At 71.2% G+C, this 14,892-nt stretch carries 12 protein-coding genes; 11 read left to right on the plus strand and 1 reads right to left on the minus strand.

The window, feature by feature from the left end; genetic code table 11:
* The first annotated feature begins 30 nt into the window (after window positions 1-30).
* Window positions 31-2,367 (plus strand): bifunctional salicylyl-CoA 5-hydroxylase/oxidoreductase, encoded by a 2,337-nt coding sequence (locus tag ACK8OX_RS02255; RefSeq protein WP_430662293.1) that lies wholly within the window; start codon window positions 31-33, stop codon window positions 2,365-2,367.
* An 86-nt stretch (window positions 2,368-2,453) separates the two neighbouring features.
* On the opposite strand, the gene ACK8OX_RS02260 is transcribed toward ACK8OX_RS02255, so the two are convergent.
* A complete protein-coding gene (locus ACK8OX_RS02260; RefSeq protein ID WP_430662294.1) occupies window positions 2,454-2,990 on the minus strand; it encodes a ferritin-like domain-containing protein in 537 nt (178 codons plus the stop codon).
* Between the two features lie 184 nt (window positions 2,991-3,174).
* Between ACK8OX_RS02260 and alaS the strand changes: the two genes are divergently transcribed.
* The 10 genes from alaS (at window position 3,175) to lipA (ending at window position 14,889) form a co-directional block, all read left to right on the plus strand.
* Window positions 3,175-5,823 carry an alanine--tRNA ligase gene (gene alaS, locus ACK8OX_RS02265; protein ID WP_430662295.1) on the plus strand — a complete coding sequence of 883 codons (2,649 nt, stop codon included), beginning with the start codon at window positions 3,175-3,177 and terminating at the stop codon, window positions 5,821-5,823.
* Window positions 5,824-5,846: 23 nt separating this feature from the next.
* Complete coding sequence (locus tag ACK8OX_RS02270) at window positions 5,847-6,326, plus strand: hypothetical protein (protein ID WP_430662296.1); 480 nt, start codon at window positions 5,847-5,849, stop codon at window positions 6,324-6,326.
* Window positions 6,327-6,332: 6 nt separating this feature from the next.
* Window positions 6,333-7,418: a P1 family peptidase gene (locus ACK8OX_RS02275; protein ID WP_430662297.1), complete on the plus strand. Its 1,086-nt coding sequence runs from the start codon at window positions 6,333-6,335 to the stop codon at window positions 7,416-7,418.
* Between the two features lie 98 nt (window positions 7,419-7,516).
* Window positions 7,517-7,891, plus strand: coding sequence for an FtsB family cell division protein (locus ACK8OX_RS02280; RefSeq protein WP_430662298.1), 375 nt, complete (start codon window positions 7,517-7,519; stop codon window positions 7,889-7,891).
* A 316-nt stretch (window positions 7,892-8,207) separates the two neighbouring features.
* On the plus strand, window positions 8,208-9,230 hold the full coding sequence (gene pdhA / locus ACK8OX_RS02285) for a pyruvate dehydrogenase (acetyl-transferring) E1 component subunit alpha (RefSeq protein ID WP_430662299.1): 1,023 nt from the start codon (window positions 8,208-8,210) through the stop codon (window positions 9,228-9,230).
* A 1-nt stretch (window position 9,231) separates the two neighbouring features.
* Window positions 9,232-10,629, plus strand: coding sequence for a pyruvate dehydrogenase complex E1 component subunit beta (locus tag ACK8OX_RS02290; protein WP_430662300.1), 1,398 nt, complete (start codon window positions 9,232-9,234; stop codon window positions 10,627-10,629).
* A 12-nt stretch (window positions 10,630-10,641) separates the two neighbouring features.
* Window positions 10,642-11,970 carry a pyruvate dehydrogenase complex dihydrolipoamide acetyltransferase gene (locus tag ACK8OX_RS02295; protein ID WP_430662301.1) on the plus strand — a complete coding sequence of 443 codons (1,329 nt, stop codon included), beginning with the start codon at window positions 10,642-10,644 and terminating at the stop codon, window positions 11,968-11,970.
* Window positions 11,967-12,452 (plus strand): N-acetyltransferase family protein, encoded by a 486-nt coding sequence (locus ACK8OX_RS02300; RefSeq protein ID WP_430662302.1) that lies wholly within the window; start codon window positions 11,967-11,969, stop codon window positions 12,450-12,452. Before ACK8OX_RS02295 ends, ACK8OX_RS02300 begins: the two co-directional genes overlap by 4 nt.
* A 5-nt stretch (window positions 12,453-12,457) precedes the next feature.
* Window positions 12,458-13,852 (plus strand): dihydrolipoyl dehydrogenase, encoded by a 1,395-nt coding sequence (gene lpdA / locus ACK8OX_RS02305; RefSeq protein WP_430662303.1) that lies wholly within the window; start codon window positions 12,458-12,460, stop codon window positions 13,850-13,852.
* A gap of 35 nt (window positions 13,853-13,887) precedes the next feature.
* On the plus strand, window positions 13,888-14,889 hold the full coding sequence (gene lipA / locus ACK8OX_RS02310; RefSeq protein WP_430662304.1) for a lipoyl synthase: 1,002 nt from the start codon (window positions 13,888-13,890) through the stop codon (window positions 14,887-14,889).
* The last annotated feature ends 3 nt before the right edge of the window (window positions 14,890-14,892 follow it).

Raw genomic sequence — 14,892 nt, forward strand, 5'->3', positions numbered from 1 at the left:
CTAACCGGACCAGCCCAGGGGGTGCGGCGCATGCGCATCGCGGTGATCGGCGGCGGCCCTGCGGGGCTCTATTTCGCCATCCTCATGAAGCGGGACTTCCCGGCTTCCCGCGTGACCGTGGTGGAGCGCAACCGGCCGGACGACACCTTCGGCTTCGGCGTGGTGTTCAGCGACGCGACGCTCGACGCCTTCGAGACGGCGGATGCGCCGTCCTACCGCGCCATCGCGGACAGCTTCGCCTACTGGGACGACATCGCGATCCACGCCAAGGGGGCGGTGCACCGCATCGGCGGCAACGGCTTCTGCGGCTGTTCGCGCCGCACGCTGCTGCTGCTGCTGCAGGACCGCGCGCGCGCGCTCGGCGTGGAACTGGAATTCCGGCGCGAGGCGACGCCCGAGGACTTCCCCGACGCCGACCTGATCGTCGCCGCCGACGGCATCAATTCCCCGATCCGCGAGCGTTTCCGCGACCATTTCGCGCCGGAAGTGGACCTCCGCCCCAACCGCTTCGCCTGGATGGGCAGCACCCGGCCCTTCGACGCATTCACCTTCTTCTTCAAGGAACGGCCCGAGGGCATCTTCATCGCCCATTGCTACCAGTACGAGGCCGGCGCCAGCACCTGGGTGATGGAGACGGACCCCGACACCTTCGCCCGCGCCGGGCTCGATGCGATGGACGAGGAGGCGAGCGCGCGCTTCCTGGAAGGCGTCTTCGCCGAGGAGCTGCAGGGCCACCGGCTGATCACCAACCGCTCCACCTGGCGGCGCTTCCCGACCATCAAGTGCGGGCGCTGGGTGAAGGGCAACATCGTCCTGCTGGGCGACGCGAAGGCGAGCGCGCATTTCTCCATCGGCTCCGGCACCAAGCTCGCGATGGAGGACGCGATCGGGCTGCACGCGGCCTTTCGCGTCGGCGGCGACGTGGCCGCATGCCTCGCCCGCTACGAGGTCGCGCGGCGGGAGGATGTCGAGAAGACGCAGCATGCCGCCAACGTCTCCCTGGTGTGGTTCGAGCATGTGCGGCGCTTCTGGGACTTCTCCCCCACGCGCTTCGCCTTCGGCGTGATGACGCGGTCCAAGGCGATCACCTGGGACAACCTGGACCTCCGCGCGCCCGGCTTCGTGGCGGAGACGCGGCGCGCCTTCGCCGAGGAGGCGCGCGCCGCCGGCCTGCCGGCCGACGATGCGAAGCCGCCGATGTTCCAGCCCTTCGCGCTGCGCGGCATGCGGCTGGCCAACCGCGTCGTCGTCTCGCCCATGTGCATGTACTCCGCCGAGGACGGCCTGCCCGGCGACTTCCACTTCGCGCATTACGCCGCGCGCGCGCTGGGCGGCGCCGGGCTGGTCTTCACCGAGATGACCTGCCCGGCGCCGGATGCGCGCATCACGCCGGGCTGCACGGGGCTGTGGAACGACGCGCAGGAGGCGGCCTGGACGCGCATCGTGGGCTTCGTCCATGCGCGGTCGGAGGCGAGGATCTGCCTGCAACTCGGCCATGCCGGGCGGAAGGGCGCGACGCGGCTGATGTGGGAGGGGATGGACCAGCCGCTGGACGCGGGCGCCTGGCCGGTGATCTCGGCCAGCGCCATCCCGTATTTCCCGCAGAGCCAGGTGCCACGGGAGATGACTCGCGCCGACATGGACCGCGTGCGCGACGAATTCGTGGCCGCGACGCGCCGCGCCGTCCGCTGCGGCTTCGACATGCTGGAACTGCACTGCGCCCATGGCTACCTGCTGGCCAGCTTCCTCTCGCCGCTGACCAACCGCCGCGGCGACGAGTACGGCGGCGCGGTGGAGAACCGGCTGCGCTACCCGCTGGAGGTCTTCCGCGCGATGCGGGCGGCCTGGCCCGCCGCGAAGCCGCTCTCCGTCCGCATCTCCGCGACCGACTGGGTGGAGGGCGGGCTGTCGGAGGAGGACTGCCTGGCGATCGCCCGCGCCTTCGCCGCAGCGGGGGTGGACCTGGTGGATGTCAGCACCGGGCAGACGGTGGCGGATGCCGCGCCGGTCTACGGGCGCATGTACCAGCTTCCCTGGTCCGACATGATCCGCAACGAAGGCGGCACGGCCACGATGTGCGTCGGCAACATCACCACCGCCGACCAGGTGAACACCATCCTCGCCGCGGGCCGCGCGGACCTGGTCGCCCTGGCGCGGCCGCACCTCACCAACCCGAACTTCACGCTGCACGCGGCAGCGCAATACGGCGTCAGGGACATCGCCTGCCCGCCGCAATACCTGTGGGGCAAGGATGCGCTGATGCGCAACGCGGCGCGCGACCAGGCCGACCTGCGGGAGCTGAAGCTGAAGGCGCGGCCGAGAAGCCACGCCCCGCTGCGGGAAGGGCTGCCGCGGGCGGCCGAGTAGCCACCCGCGAGGCGTCCCTCAATCCATCCACACCTCTCCCGCTTCCGCGCTGCGGAAGAGGGAGTGGCGGGTCGCGGGCCCTCCGATCAGGCCGCGCTGCCCTTGCGGCGGGCCGCCGGGTCGTTCGCGGCCATGCCGCGCATCGCCGCCGGGTTGACCTCGCTCTCGGCCAACTGGGTCAGTTGCTCGTCAGTGTCCTTCTCCTCGGCAAGGGTCTGGCCGAGCAGTTCCGCCACCTCGGTCATGCCGGCGGCCTTCGCCATGGTGCAGAGAGAGCCGTAGGCGGCGATCTCGTAATGCTCCACCTTCTGCGCGGCGACGATCATCGCGGCGTCGCGGATCGGGCCCTCGTCATGCTCGTCGACGATCTCCTCGGCCTCGGCGATCAGGCCTTCCATCGCCTCGCAGTCCTCGCCGTCGAGCTCGATTCCCATCAGCTTCGCCGCGCGCTCCAGCCGCTCCACCTGGCGCTCGGTCTGCTGCAGGTGCATCTCGAAGGCCTGCTTCAGGCGGGGGGTGGATGCGGCTTCCGCCATCTCGGGCAGGGCCTCGATCAGCTGGGTCTCGGCGCTGTAGGTGTCCTGCATCAGTTCGCCGATCAGGGTCTTGAAGTCAGCGGCCATGGGATGTCCCTCCGGGGTGTAACGCCTATGGCCCGAACGGCGCCCCGGCGGGCGGGTTCCGGGCGGGACGGCCCGCCACTCGACGTTGCGCGCCCCGCGCGGTAGACGACGCGGCTTTTCCGTGGTTTCCGCGGAGGGGCGACCGGGCGAAAGCCCCCGAGGCAACCGTGACAGCGATCGGGCCATGACCAGCAGCAACGACATCCGCGCCACCTTCCTCGACTATTTCCGGCGCAACGGGCACGAGGTGGTGGACAGCTCCCCGCTGGTGCCGCGCAACGACCCGACGCTGATGTTCGCCAATTCCGGCATGGTGCAGTTCAAGAACGTCTTCACCGGGCAGGAGAAGCGGCCCTACAGCCGCGCCACGACCGCGCAGAAATGCGTCCGTGCCGGCGGCAAGCACAACGACCTCGACAATGTCGGCTACACCGCCCGCCACCACACCTTCTTCGAGATGCTGGGCAATTTCAGCTTCGGCGACTACTTCAAGGACCAGGCCATCGCCCATGCCTGGGAACTGCTGACCCGCGACTTCGCCCTGCCGAAGGACCGCCTGCTGGTCACCGTCTATTCCGAGGACGAGGAGGCGCCGGTCTTCTGGAAGAAGGTCGCCGGCCTGCCCGACAGCCGCATCATCCGCATCCCGACCTCCGACAATTTCTGGCGCATGGGCGACACCGGCCCCTGCGGTCCGTGTTCCGAGATCTTCTTCGACCATGGCGACGCCATCCCCGGCGGCCCGCCCGGCAGCGCCGACCAGGATGGCGACCGCTTCATCGAGATCTGGAATCTCGTCTTCATGCAGTACGAGGAAGGCCCGCCCGGCACCCGCGTGCCGCTGCCGCGCCCCTCGATCGACACCGGCATGGGCCTGGAACGCTTCGCCGCCATCCTGCAGGGCCGGCACGACAACTACGACACCGACACGCTCCGCGCCCTGATCCTGGCGAGCGCGGAGGCCACGGGGCAGGACCCGGACGGGCGCTGGAAGGTCAGCCACCGCGTGGTCGCGGACCATCTGCGCGCCGGCACCTTCCTCATCGCCGACGGCGTGCTGCCCTCCAACGAGGGGCGGGGCTACGTGCTGCGCCGCATCCTGCGCCGCGCCATGCGCCACGCCCACATGATGGGCGCGCGGGAGCCCCTGCTGCACCGCCTGGTGCCCGCGCTGACCCGCCAGATGGGCGCCGCCTACCCCGAGATACTGCGCGCCGAGGCGCTGGTGACGGAGACGCTGCGGCTGGAGGAGACGCGCTTCCGTTCCCTGCTGGAACGCGGGCTCGGTCTGCTCGCGGAGGAGGCCGGGAAGCTCGGCGACCGCGGCACCCTGCCGGGCGAGGTCGCGTTCCGGCTCTACGACACCTACGGCTTCCCGCTCGACCTCACGCAGGATGCGCTGCGGGGCGAGGGCAAGGCCGTGGACGTCGCCGGCTTCGAGGCCGCGATGGCCGAACAGAAGAAGCGCGCCCGCGCCGCCTGGGCCGGCAGCGGCGAGGCCGCGACGGAGACGCTGTGGTTCGACCTGAAGGAGAAGGTCGGCGCGACGGAATTCCTCGGCTACTCCACCGAGACGGCGGAAGGCGAGATCCGCGCCCTCGTCGTGGACGGCAAGGTGGTGGACCGGGCCGCCCCGGGGACCGAGGTGGCGGTGGTGCTGAACCAGACGCCCTTCTACGCGGAAAGCGGCGGCCAGGTGGGCGACACCGGCCTGATCTCGGCCGGCGAGGCCTGCCGCATCGTGGTGCGGGACACGCAGAAGAAGCTCGGCGACCTGGTCGTCCATCTCGGCACCGTCGCGCATGGCGAGGCGAGGCCCGGCCTGCCGGTGCAGGCCGAGGTGGACCACGGGCGCCGCACCACCATCCGCGCGCACCATTCGGCCACCCACCTGCTGCACGAGGCGCTGCGCCGCAGGCTCGGCACCCATGTCGCGCAGAAGGGCTCGCTCAACGCGCCGGACCGGCTGCGCTTCGACGTCTCCCATCCCGCGCCGATGACGGATGGCGACCTCGCCTGGGTCGAGGCGGAGGTGAATGCCCGCATCCGCGAGAATGCCGAGGTGGTGACGCGGCTGATGACGCCCGACGCCGCCGTGGCGATCGGCGCGATGGCGCTGTTCGGCGAGAAATACGGCGACGAGGTGCGGGTCGTCTCCATGGGCCATGACGAGAACGCCGTCGCGAAGCACGGCGTCTATTCGCTGGAACTCTGCGGCGGCACGCATGTGCGCCGCACCGGCGACATCGGCCTGTTCCGCATCGTCTCCGAAGGCGCGGTCAGCGCCGGCGTGCGCCGTGTTGAGGCGGTGACGGGCGAGGCCGCGCTGAAGGTGATCGAGGAACGCGACCGCCAGCTGAACGATGCCGCGGCGGCGCTGAAGGTGCGGCCGGTGGAACTTCCGGACCGCGTCGCCGCCCTGGTCGAGGAGCGCCGCAAGCTGGAGCGCGAGGTGGCGGAACTCCGCAGGAAGCTCGCCACCGGCGGCGCGGCGGCGGAGGTCGAGACCATCGCCGGCCTGCGCGTCGCGCTGCGCGACGTGGGCGAGGTGCCGGCCCGCGACCTGAAGGGCCTGGCGGAAGCCATCCTGAAGGGCGGCACCGCCGATGTGGCGGCGCTGGTCAGCACGGAAGGCGGCAAGGCCAGCATCGTCGTCGGCCTGGCCGAGGGCGCGAAGGGCAAGGCCGATGCGGTCGCGCTGGTGCGCGCGGCCGCGGCGGCGGTCGGCGGCAAGGGCGGCGGTGGCCGGCCGGAGATGGCGCAGGCCGGCGGGCCGGATGCCGCGAAGTCGGCCGAGGCGCTGGCGGCCATGCGGGCGGCGCTGGCGGGGTGAACGCCGCCGCGGCGGGCTGACGGGTGCGAGACCCCGGCACCCTCGCGGAACTGGCCGTCTTCTTCGCGGCCGGGGTGATCCTGCTGGTGCTGCTGCGGGCCGTGCTCGCCGCCCGCCGCGGAGGACGGCGGAAGGGCCGGCCGGACAGCCCGGCCCCTTCCGCCCGCGCCGGCGCGCAACGCGACCCGGCGGCGGGACGCCCGCCGCCGGGTCCGGCCCGGGTGGCCGCTTCCCTGCGCGACGAACTGCGCCGCACCGCCGCGGAACGGGATGCCGCGCTGGCGCGGGTGGCACGGCTGGAGGCGCGGGTCGCCGAACTCGAAGGCGAGCTCCGCGCCGCGCAGTCGCCCACCGGCGCGGAGCCGCGCTTCCGCGAGGTGAAGGCGGCCTTCGCGCGGCTCTACCATCCCGACCGGCTCGGCGGCTCGGGCCCCGCCCGCCGCCTGCGGGAGGAGGTGTTCAAGGAGTTCTGGTCCGAGATCGAGCGGATCGAGAGGGGCTGACCCGTCATGGAACAACGCTGCCGCGCCCGCGCGCTGGGCTTCGCGCCGGGACTGTTCCCGCCGGGCGCGCTGAACGCCATCACCGATGTCGCGGGCGTGCTGGTCGGCCAGGTGACCGTGACCGAGGGGGAGGGCACGCGCAGCGGCGTCACGGCGATCCTGCCGCATGGCGGCAATCCCTTCGCCGACCGCGTTCCCGCGGGCGTCTTCGCCATGAACGGCTTCGGCAAGATGGCCGGCGTGACGCAGGTGCAGGAACTGGGCGAGCTGGAGACGCCGGTGCTGCTGACCAACACGCTGGCCGTCGGGCGCGCGATGGAGGCGCTGGTTGACTGGACGCTGGCGCAGCCCGGCAACGAGGCGGTCCGCAGCGTCAATGCGGTGGTGGGCGAGACGAATGACGGAAGGCTGAACGACATCCGCGCCCGCGGCGTGACGTCGCTGCACATGCGCGCAGCCCTCGACGCCGCCCGCGCCGGCGCGGTGGAGGAGGGCTCGGTCGGCGCCGGGACGGGCACCATGGCCTTCGGCTGGAAGGGGGGCATTGGCACCTCGTCGCGCCTGCTGCCGCCGGCGCTCGGCGGCTTCGTCGTGGGGGCGCTGGTTCAGGCGAACTATGGCGGCGCGCTGGCGATGGACGGGCTGCCGGTGGGCCGGCTGCTCGGGCGCTACTACCTGGCGGAACATGTGGCGCAGCAGGCGGATGCGGACGGGTCGGTGATGGTGGTGGTGGCCACCGACGCGCCGCTGTCCGACCGCAACCTGGCGCGTCTGGCGCGGCGGGCGATGGCCGGGATCGCGCGGACGGGGGCCGCCTTCTCGGACGGGTCGGGGGATTATGCGCTCGCCTTCTCGACGCATCCGGGCGTGCGGCGGGCCGCGGCGTGGCGGCGTGGCGACTCCGCGCAGCCGGACTGGCCGAACGACCGCTGCTCGCCGCTCTTCGTCGCGGCGGCGGAGGCGACGGAGGAGGCCGTCCTCAACGCGCTCTGCGCCGCCACCACGGTCGAGAGCCGTATCGGCGGGCGGCGGGCCGTGGGGCGCGCGCTGCCGCTCGACCGCGTGGCGGCGCTCGTGGCGCAGCGGCGATAGCGCGACGCGGAATCCGCCCCTCGCGCGGTTTGCGCTGGACAGGGCGGGGCGCATCTGATTCCTTCGGGGCACTTGCGCGAGCTGGGGGGCTCGACATCGTGACGCTGGATTCAGGGGTGGTCGACTACGGCCCGGGCGAACGTGCGGGCTTCGGCGCGCGGCTGGGCCGGAAGCTGCGTGCGGCGATGCTGCCGGTGATGTTCCTGGCGGCCTGCTTCTATTTCCTGTGGCACGCCGTCCACGGGGAACGCGGGCTTCTCGCCAAGGAAGCGCGGCTGCAGCAGATCGCGGAAGCCGCGACCGAGCGCGACCGCGCGCAGTCGGAGCTGGCCGCGATGGAGCGGCGCGTGCAGGCGCTGCGCGGGGACCGGCTTGACCGCGACCAGCTCGATGAGCGCGCGCGCCAACTCCTGAACATGGTCGGCCGCGACGAGATGGTGCTGCCCTACGGGCCGGAACGCCGCCTGTTCTGACCGGCGCGGCGCAACTCCGCGCCGGAACCGCCCCCGAATCCCGCCGTCCTTCCGGAATCCTGCGCGCGCGGGGTCCTTCCGCGCGTCGTCGGGGCGCCGCTTTGGCGACTGCCCCGAGGCATCCCGACAGGCTTCCGTGCGTTGCTGCGGCACGCCGTCATGCAGCGCAAAGAGGCCCGCAACGACAGTTAACCAGAATGCGGTTAATTCGACTACCGCATTGCACAATAAGCCATTTCCGGCTCGGGGCCGAACTTGCATGGCAGGACGCACCCGTCTAGATGCCCGGAAATACGACCCCCGAGGGAGAGCAGGCATGGCCGAGACCGCCACCCGCAAGCCGCGCGGCAAGGGCGCGAAGGAGCCGACGCTGAGCCGCGAGCAGCTCACCCGCGCCTATCGTGACATGCTGCTGATCCGCCGCTTCGAGGAGAAGGCGGGCCAGCTCTACGGCATGGGTCTCATCGGCGGGTTCTGCCATCTCTACATCGGGCAGGAAGCGGTGGTGGTGGGCATGCAGCTCTGCCTGCAGCCGGGCGACCAGGTCATCACCTCCTACCGCGACCATGGGCACATGCTGGCCACCGGCATGGAGGCGCGCGGCGTCATGGCGGAGCTGACCGGGCGCATCGGCGGCTACTCCAAGGGCAAGGGCGGCTCGATGCACATGTTCAGCCGCGAGAAGGGGTTCTACGGCGGGCATGGCATCGTCGGCGCGCAGGTCTCGCTCGGCGCCGGGCTCGCCTTCGCCAACTGGTACCGCCAGGACGGCCATGTCGCGCTGACCTATTTCGGCGAGGGCGCGTCGAACCAGGGCCAGGTCTATGAGAGCCTGAACCTGGCGGCGCTGTTCAAGCTGCCCTGCATCTTCATCATCGAGAACAACAAATACGGCATGGGCACCAGCGTGGACCGCGCCTCCGCCTCCAAGGACCTGTCGAGGAACGGCGCGCCCTGGGGCATCCCGGGGGAGCAGGTGAACGGCATGGACGTGGTGGCGGTGAAGGAGGCGGGCGAACGCGCGGTGGCGCATTGCCGCGCCGGAAACGGCCCGTACCTGCTGGAGATGAAGACCTACCGCTACCGCGGCCACTCCATGTCCGACCCCGCGAAGTACCGGACGCGGGAGGAGGTGCAGAAGATGCGCGAGCAGAACGACTGCATCGAGACGGCGCGCAGGCTGCTGCTGGAATCCTATGGCGTGCCCGAGGCCGAGCTGAAGGTGATCGACGACGAGGTGAAGGCCATCGTCCAGGACAGCGCGGAATTCGCCCAGACCTCGCCCGAGCCGGACGAGAGCGAGCTCTGGACCGACGTCCTGCTGGAGAAGGCGCGCTGAGATGACGCAGATCCTGATGCCCGCGCTGTCGCCCACCATGACGGAGGGCAAGCTCGCCCGCTGGCTGAAGAAGGAAGGCGAGGCGATCAAGGCCGGCGACGTCATCGCCGAGATCGAGACGGACAAGGCGACGATGGAGGTCGAGGCGGTGGACGAGGGGACGCTCACCCGCATCCTGGTTCCCGAGGGCACCGAGGCGGTGGCGGTGAACACGCCGATCGCGGAGCTGAACGGCGGCGCCGGCGAGGCGCCCGCGCCGGCCGCCGACAAGGCGCCGGCGCAGCGCGAGGTGGCGGCCCCGCTGCCGAAGGCCGAGGATCACGGCGCCGTCGCCGCGCGCGGCCAGGACCGGGCCGAGGGCGCCGCCAGCGTCCCTGCCAGCCCGAAGCCCGCCGCGCCCGAGAAGGACTGGGGCCCGACCCGCACCATGACCGTGCGCGAGGCGCTGCGCGACGCGATGGCGGCCGAGATGCGCGCCGACAAGGACGTGTTCCTGATCGGCGAGGAAGTCGGCCAGTACCAGGGCGCCTACAAGATCAGCCAGGGCCTGCTCGACGAGTTCGGCCCGCGCCGCGTGATGGACATGCCCATCACCGAGCACGGCTTCACCGGCATGGCGGTCGGCGCCGCCTTCACCGGGCTGAAGCCGATCGTCGAGTTCATGACCTTCAATTTCTCGATGCAGGCGATCGACCAGATCGTGAACTCGGCGGCGAAGACGCTCTACATGTCCGGCGGGCAGCTCGGATGCCCGATCGTCTTCCGCGGCCCGAACGGCGCGGCGGCGCGCGTGGCGGCGCAGCACAGCCAGTGCTACGCCAGCTGGTACGCGCACCTGCCGGGCCTGAAGGTCATCGCGCCCTGGTCGGCGGCGGATGCGAAGGGCCTGCTGCGGGCCGCGATCCGCGACCCCAACCCGGTCATCTTCCTCGAGAACGAGATCCTCTACGGGCACAGCTTCGAATGCCCGACGGACGAGGATTTCGTGCTGCCGATCGGCAAGGCGAAGATCGAGCGCGAGGGCACGGACGTCACCATCGTCGCCTTCTCCATCATGGTGGGGATGGCGATGCAGGCGGCGGAACAGCTCGCCGCGCAGGGGATCAGCGCGGAGGTGGTCAACCTCCGCACGCTGCGCCCGCTCGACATCGAGACGGTGGCGCGCAGCGTGCGCAAGACGAACCGCATCGTGACGCTGGAGGAGGGCTGGCCCTATGCCGGCATCGGGGCGGAGGTGGCGATGCAGATCCTCGAGACCTGCTTCGACGACCTCGACGCGCCGCCGGTTCGCGTGCACGGCGCGGACGTGCCGATGCCCTACGCCGCCAACCTCGAGAAGCTGGCGCTGCCGCGGCTCGAGCAGGTGGTGGATGCCGTCAAGCGCGTGACCTACCGGTAAGGGGGCGGGACGATGGCGACGAACATCCTGATGCCGGCGCTCTCCCCCACCATGACCGAGGGCACGCTCGCGCGCTGGCTGAAGAAGGAAGGCGAGCCGGTGAAGGCCGGCGACATCATCGCCGAGATCGAGACCGACAAGGCCACGATGGAGGTCGAGGCGGTGGATGAGGGCGTGCTGGGCCGCATCGTGGTGGCCGCCGGCACCGCGGGGGTGAAGGTGAACGACGTGATCGCCGTGCTGGTCGAGCCGGGCGAGAGCGCCGGCGCCGCGCCTTCCGCCAAGCCGGCACCCGCCCCCGCCACCCCGAAGACCGAACCGCCCGTGCCGGTGCAGGCGACGACGCCGTCCGTCGCGCCGGGGGGCGAGGCGTCGCTGAACCCGCAGCCGCTGCCACCGAAGGAGGGCGGGCGCATCGCCGTCTCCCCGCTCGCGCGGCGCATGGCGCAGCAGGCGGGCATCGACCTCGGGTCGCTGTCGGGCAGCGGGCCGAACGGGCGCATCGTGAAGGCCGACATCGAGGCGGCGCTGAGCAGGGGGCCAGCGGCGAAGCCCGCGGCCGCGCCCGTGGCTGCCGCGCCCGCACCCACCCCCGCCGCGGCGCCTGCGCCGAAGCCGGCCGCCCCCGTGCCGGCCATCACCGCGCCGCACACCGCCGTGCCGAACAGCACGATGCGCAAGGTCATCGCGCGGCGGCTGTCGGAGTCGAAGCAGACCGTCCCGCATTTCTACGTCTCGATGGACATCGAGATCGACGCGCTGCTGAAGCTGCGCGCGCAGCTCAACGCGACCTCGCCCAAGGACGGGCCGGGGGCCTTCAAGCTCTCGGTCAACGACCTGGTCATCAAGGCGGCGGCCGTCGCGCTGCGCCGCTTCCCGAACGTGAACGCGACCTGGACCGAGGACGCGATCCTGCAGTACCACGACGTCGACATCTCGGTCGCCGTCAGCATCCCGGATGGGCTGATCACGCCCATCATCCGCAAGGCCGACCAGAAGGGCCTCGCCGCGATCAGCAACGAGATGAAGGACCTGGCGGCGCGCGCCAAGGCCGGCAAGCTGAAGCCGGAGGAATTCCAGGGCGGCGGCTTCTCCATCTCCAACATGGGCATGTATGGCGTGCGCGACTTCAGCGCCATCATCAACCCGCCGCAGGCCGGCATCCTGGCCGTCAGCGCGGGCGAACAGCGCCCGGTGGTGAAGGACGGCCAGCTTGCGGTCGCGACCGTGATGACCTGCACGCTGTCGGTCGATCACCGCGTGGTGGACGGCGCGCTGGCCGCTGAATGGATCGCGGCCTTCAAGCGGATCGTCGAGGAGCCGCTGAGCCTGATGCTGTGACGCTGCGGCTTCGCGATGCCGGGCGGGGGGATGCCGGCCTGGTCCTGCACTTCATCCGCGCGCTCGCCGAGTACGAGCGCCTGGCGCATGAGGTCGCGGCGACCGAGGCGGAGATCGACCGCTTCCTGTTCGCCGAGCCCCGCCGGGCGGAGGCGCTGATCGCGGAATGGGACGGCAGGCCGGTGGGCTTCGCCGTCTGGTACTACAGCTACTCGACCTTCCTCGGTCGTCCCTCGCTCTATGTCGAGGATGTCTTCGTCGAGCCGGACAGCCGGGGCAGGGGGATCGGCCGCGCGATCTTCGCGCATCTCGCGGCGCGCGCCGTCGGGCAGGGCTGCGGGCGGATGGAGTGGTCGGTGCTCGACTGGAACGCGCCCTCCATCGCGTTCTACCGATCGATCGGCGCGAGGCCGCGCGAGGGCTGGACGTTGCAGCAACTGACCGGCGAGGCGCTGCACGCGCTGGCCGCAGGCAAGGAGTGACGGCGATGGCCGAGACCTTCGACGTGGTGGTGGTGGGCGGCGGGCCTGGTGGCTACGTGGCGGCGATCCGCGCCAGCCAGCTCGGCATGCGCACCGCGCTGGTGGAGCGCGAGAACCTGGGCGGCATCTGCCTGAACTGGGGCTGCATCCCGACCAAGGCGCTGCTGCGGGCAAGCGAGATCAACCACCTGCTGCACTCGCTCGACCAGTACGGCTTCGCGGCCGACAACATCCGCTTCGACTTCGCGAAGGTCATCAAGCGGTCGCGCGGCGTGGCGGGCCAGCTTTCGGCCGGCGTGAAGCACCTGATGAAGAAGAACAAGGTCACGGTGTTCGACGGGCATGGCAGGCTGGCCGGGCCGGGCCGGGTCTCCGTCGCGAAGGACGGCAAGCCGGTGGCCGAGATCGCGGCGAAGCACATCACCCTCGCCACCGGCGCGCGCGCGCGCGTCATCCCGGGGATGGAACCGGACGGCAGGCTCATCTGGACCTACCGCGAGGCGATGACGCCCGCGGCCATGCCGAAGTCCCTCATCGTCGTCGGGTCCGGCGCGATCGGCAGCGAATTCGCCAGCTTCTACCAGAACATGGGTGCGCAGGTGACGCTGGTGGAGGTGGTGGACCGCATCCTGCCGGTGGAGGACGCGGAGATCAGCGCCTTCGTCCAGAAGTCCTTCGTCAAGCAGGGGATGAAGATCCTCACCGGCGCGCGGGTGCAGGGCGTCCGCAAGGGCGCCGATTCCGTCACCGCGGTGATCGAGGCCGGCGGGGTGGTGCAGGAGGTCACGGCGGACCGCCTGATCTCCGCCGTCGGCATCGTCGGCAATGTCGAGGATCTCGGCCTCGAGGGGACGAAGGTGAAGGTGGACCGCACCCATGTCCTGACCGATGCCTTCGGCAACACCGGGGAACCCGGCGTCTACGCCATCGGCGACCTCACCGGCCCGCCCTGGCTGGCGCACAAGGCGAGCCACGAGGCGATCATCACGGTGGAGGCGATCGCGGGGCGGCACCCGCACCCGATGGACGTGCTGAACATCCCCGGCTGCACCTATTGCCGCCCGCAGGTCGCAAGCGTCGGGCTGACGGAAGCAAAGGCGAAGGAGCTGGGCCACGAGGTCCGGGTCGGCCGCTTCCCCTTCATCGGCAACGGCAAGGCCATCGCGATGGGAGAGCCGGAGGGCCTGGTGAAGACCGTGTTCGACGCCAAGACCGGCGAATTGCTGGGCGCCCACATGGCCGGGCCCGAGGTGACGGAGATGATCCAGGGCTACGGCATCGCCCGCACCCTGGAATCGACCGAGGCCGAGCTGATGCACACCGTCTTCCCGCACCCGACGGTGAGCGAGACGATGCATGAGGCCGTGCTCGATGCTTACGGGCGCGTCATCCACATCTGATTGACGGGGGGCGCAGGCAGCGCCAAGTCTGACCCATGTCCACCCGCCTCGAGATCGACCACCGGGCCATCCGCGCGGGTGCCGACCGGCACCCCGAGAAGGCCCACCGGCCCGACAACCCGATCCAGCGCAAGCCCGCCTGGATCCGGGTGAAGGCGCCCACCAGCCCGGTCTACCGCGAGACGCATGCCCTGATGCGCGAAAACGGGCTCGTCACGGTGTGCGAGGAGGCGGCCTGCCCGAATATCGGGGAATGCTGGTCCCAGCGCCACGCCACCATGATGATCATGGGCGAGACCTGCACGCGCGCCTGTTCCTTCTGCAACGTCGCGACCGGCATCCCGAAGGCGCTGGACGCGGACGAGCCCCGGCGGGTGGCGGATGCGGTGGCCAAGCTCGGCCTCCGGCACGTCGTGGTCACCAGCGTCGACCGCGACGACCTGGCCGATGGCGGGGCGGAGCATTTCGCCCAGGTGATCCGCGCCATCCGCGACGCCGCCCCGGCGACCACGATCGAGGTCCTGACCCCCGACTTCCTCCGCAAGGACGGCGCGCTGGAGGTGGTGGTGGCGGCGCGGCCGGACGTGTTCAACCACAACCTGGAGACCGTCCCCGCGCTGTATCCCACCATCCGGCCCGGGGCGCGCTACTACCATTCGCTGCGCCTGCTCGACCGCGTGAAGGGGCTCGATCCCACCATCTTCACCAAGTCCGGCCTGATGGTCGGCCTCGGCGAGAAGCGGATCGAGGTGCTGCAGGTGATGGACGACCTGCGCAGCGCGGAGGTCGATTTCCTGACCATCGGGCAGTATCTCCAGCCCACCGTCAAGCACGCCGCGGTGGACCGCTTCGTGACGCCGGAGGAATTCGAGGACTATGCTCGCGCCGCCCGCGGCAAGGGCTTCCTGCTGGTCTCCGCGACGCCGCTGACGCGCAGCTCCTACCACGCCGACCGGGACTTCGCCGCGCTCCGCGCCGCGCGGGAGGAAAGGCTGCGCGGCGCGGGCGGGACGCAGCCCAGGCCGCGGGCGGCCTGAGGC

It is taken from the genome of Falsiroseomonas sp. CW058 (assembly GCF_050563535.1).
Taxonomy (GTDB): domain Bacteria; phylum Pseudomonadota; class Alphaproteobacteria; order Acetobacterales; family Acetobacteraceae; genus Falsiroseomonas.

Coding starts and splice junctions, on each gene's coding strand:
- ACK8OX_RS02255 (WP_430662293.1), top strand. CDS start 31: ATGCGCATCGCGGTGATCGGCGGCGGCCCTGCGGGGCTCTATTTCGCC.
- pdhA (WP_430662299.1), top strand. CDS start 8,208: ATGGCCGAGACCGCCACCCGCAAGCCGCGCGGCAAGGGCGCGAAGGAG.
- ACK8OX_RS02295 (WP_430662301.1), top strand. CDS start 10,642: ATGGCGACGAACATCCTGATGCCGGCGCTCTCCCCCACCATGACCGAG.
- lipA (WP_430662304.1), top strand. CDS start 13,888: ATGTCCACCCGCCTCGAGATCGACCACCGGGCCATCCGCGCGGGTGCC.
- ACK8OX_RS02260 (WP_430662294.1), bottom strand. CDS start 2,990: ATGGCCGCTGACTTCAAGACCCTGATCGGCGAACTGATGCAGGACACC.
- ACK8OX_RS02290 (WP_430662300.1), top strand. CDS start 9,232: ATGACGCAGATCCTGATGCCCGCGCTGTCGCCCACCATGACGGAGGGC.
- alaS (WP_430662295.1), top strand. CDS start 3,175: ATGACCAGCAGCAACGACATCCGCGCCACCTTCCTCGACTATTTCCGG.
- lpdA (WP_430662303.1), top strand. CDS start 12,458: ATGGCCGAGACCTTCGACGTGGTGGTGGTGGGCGGCGGGCCTGGTGGC.
- ACK8OX_RS02275 (WP_430662297.1), top strand. CDS start 6,333: ATGGAACAACGCTGCCGCGCCCGCGCGCTGGGCTTCGCGCCGGGACTG.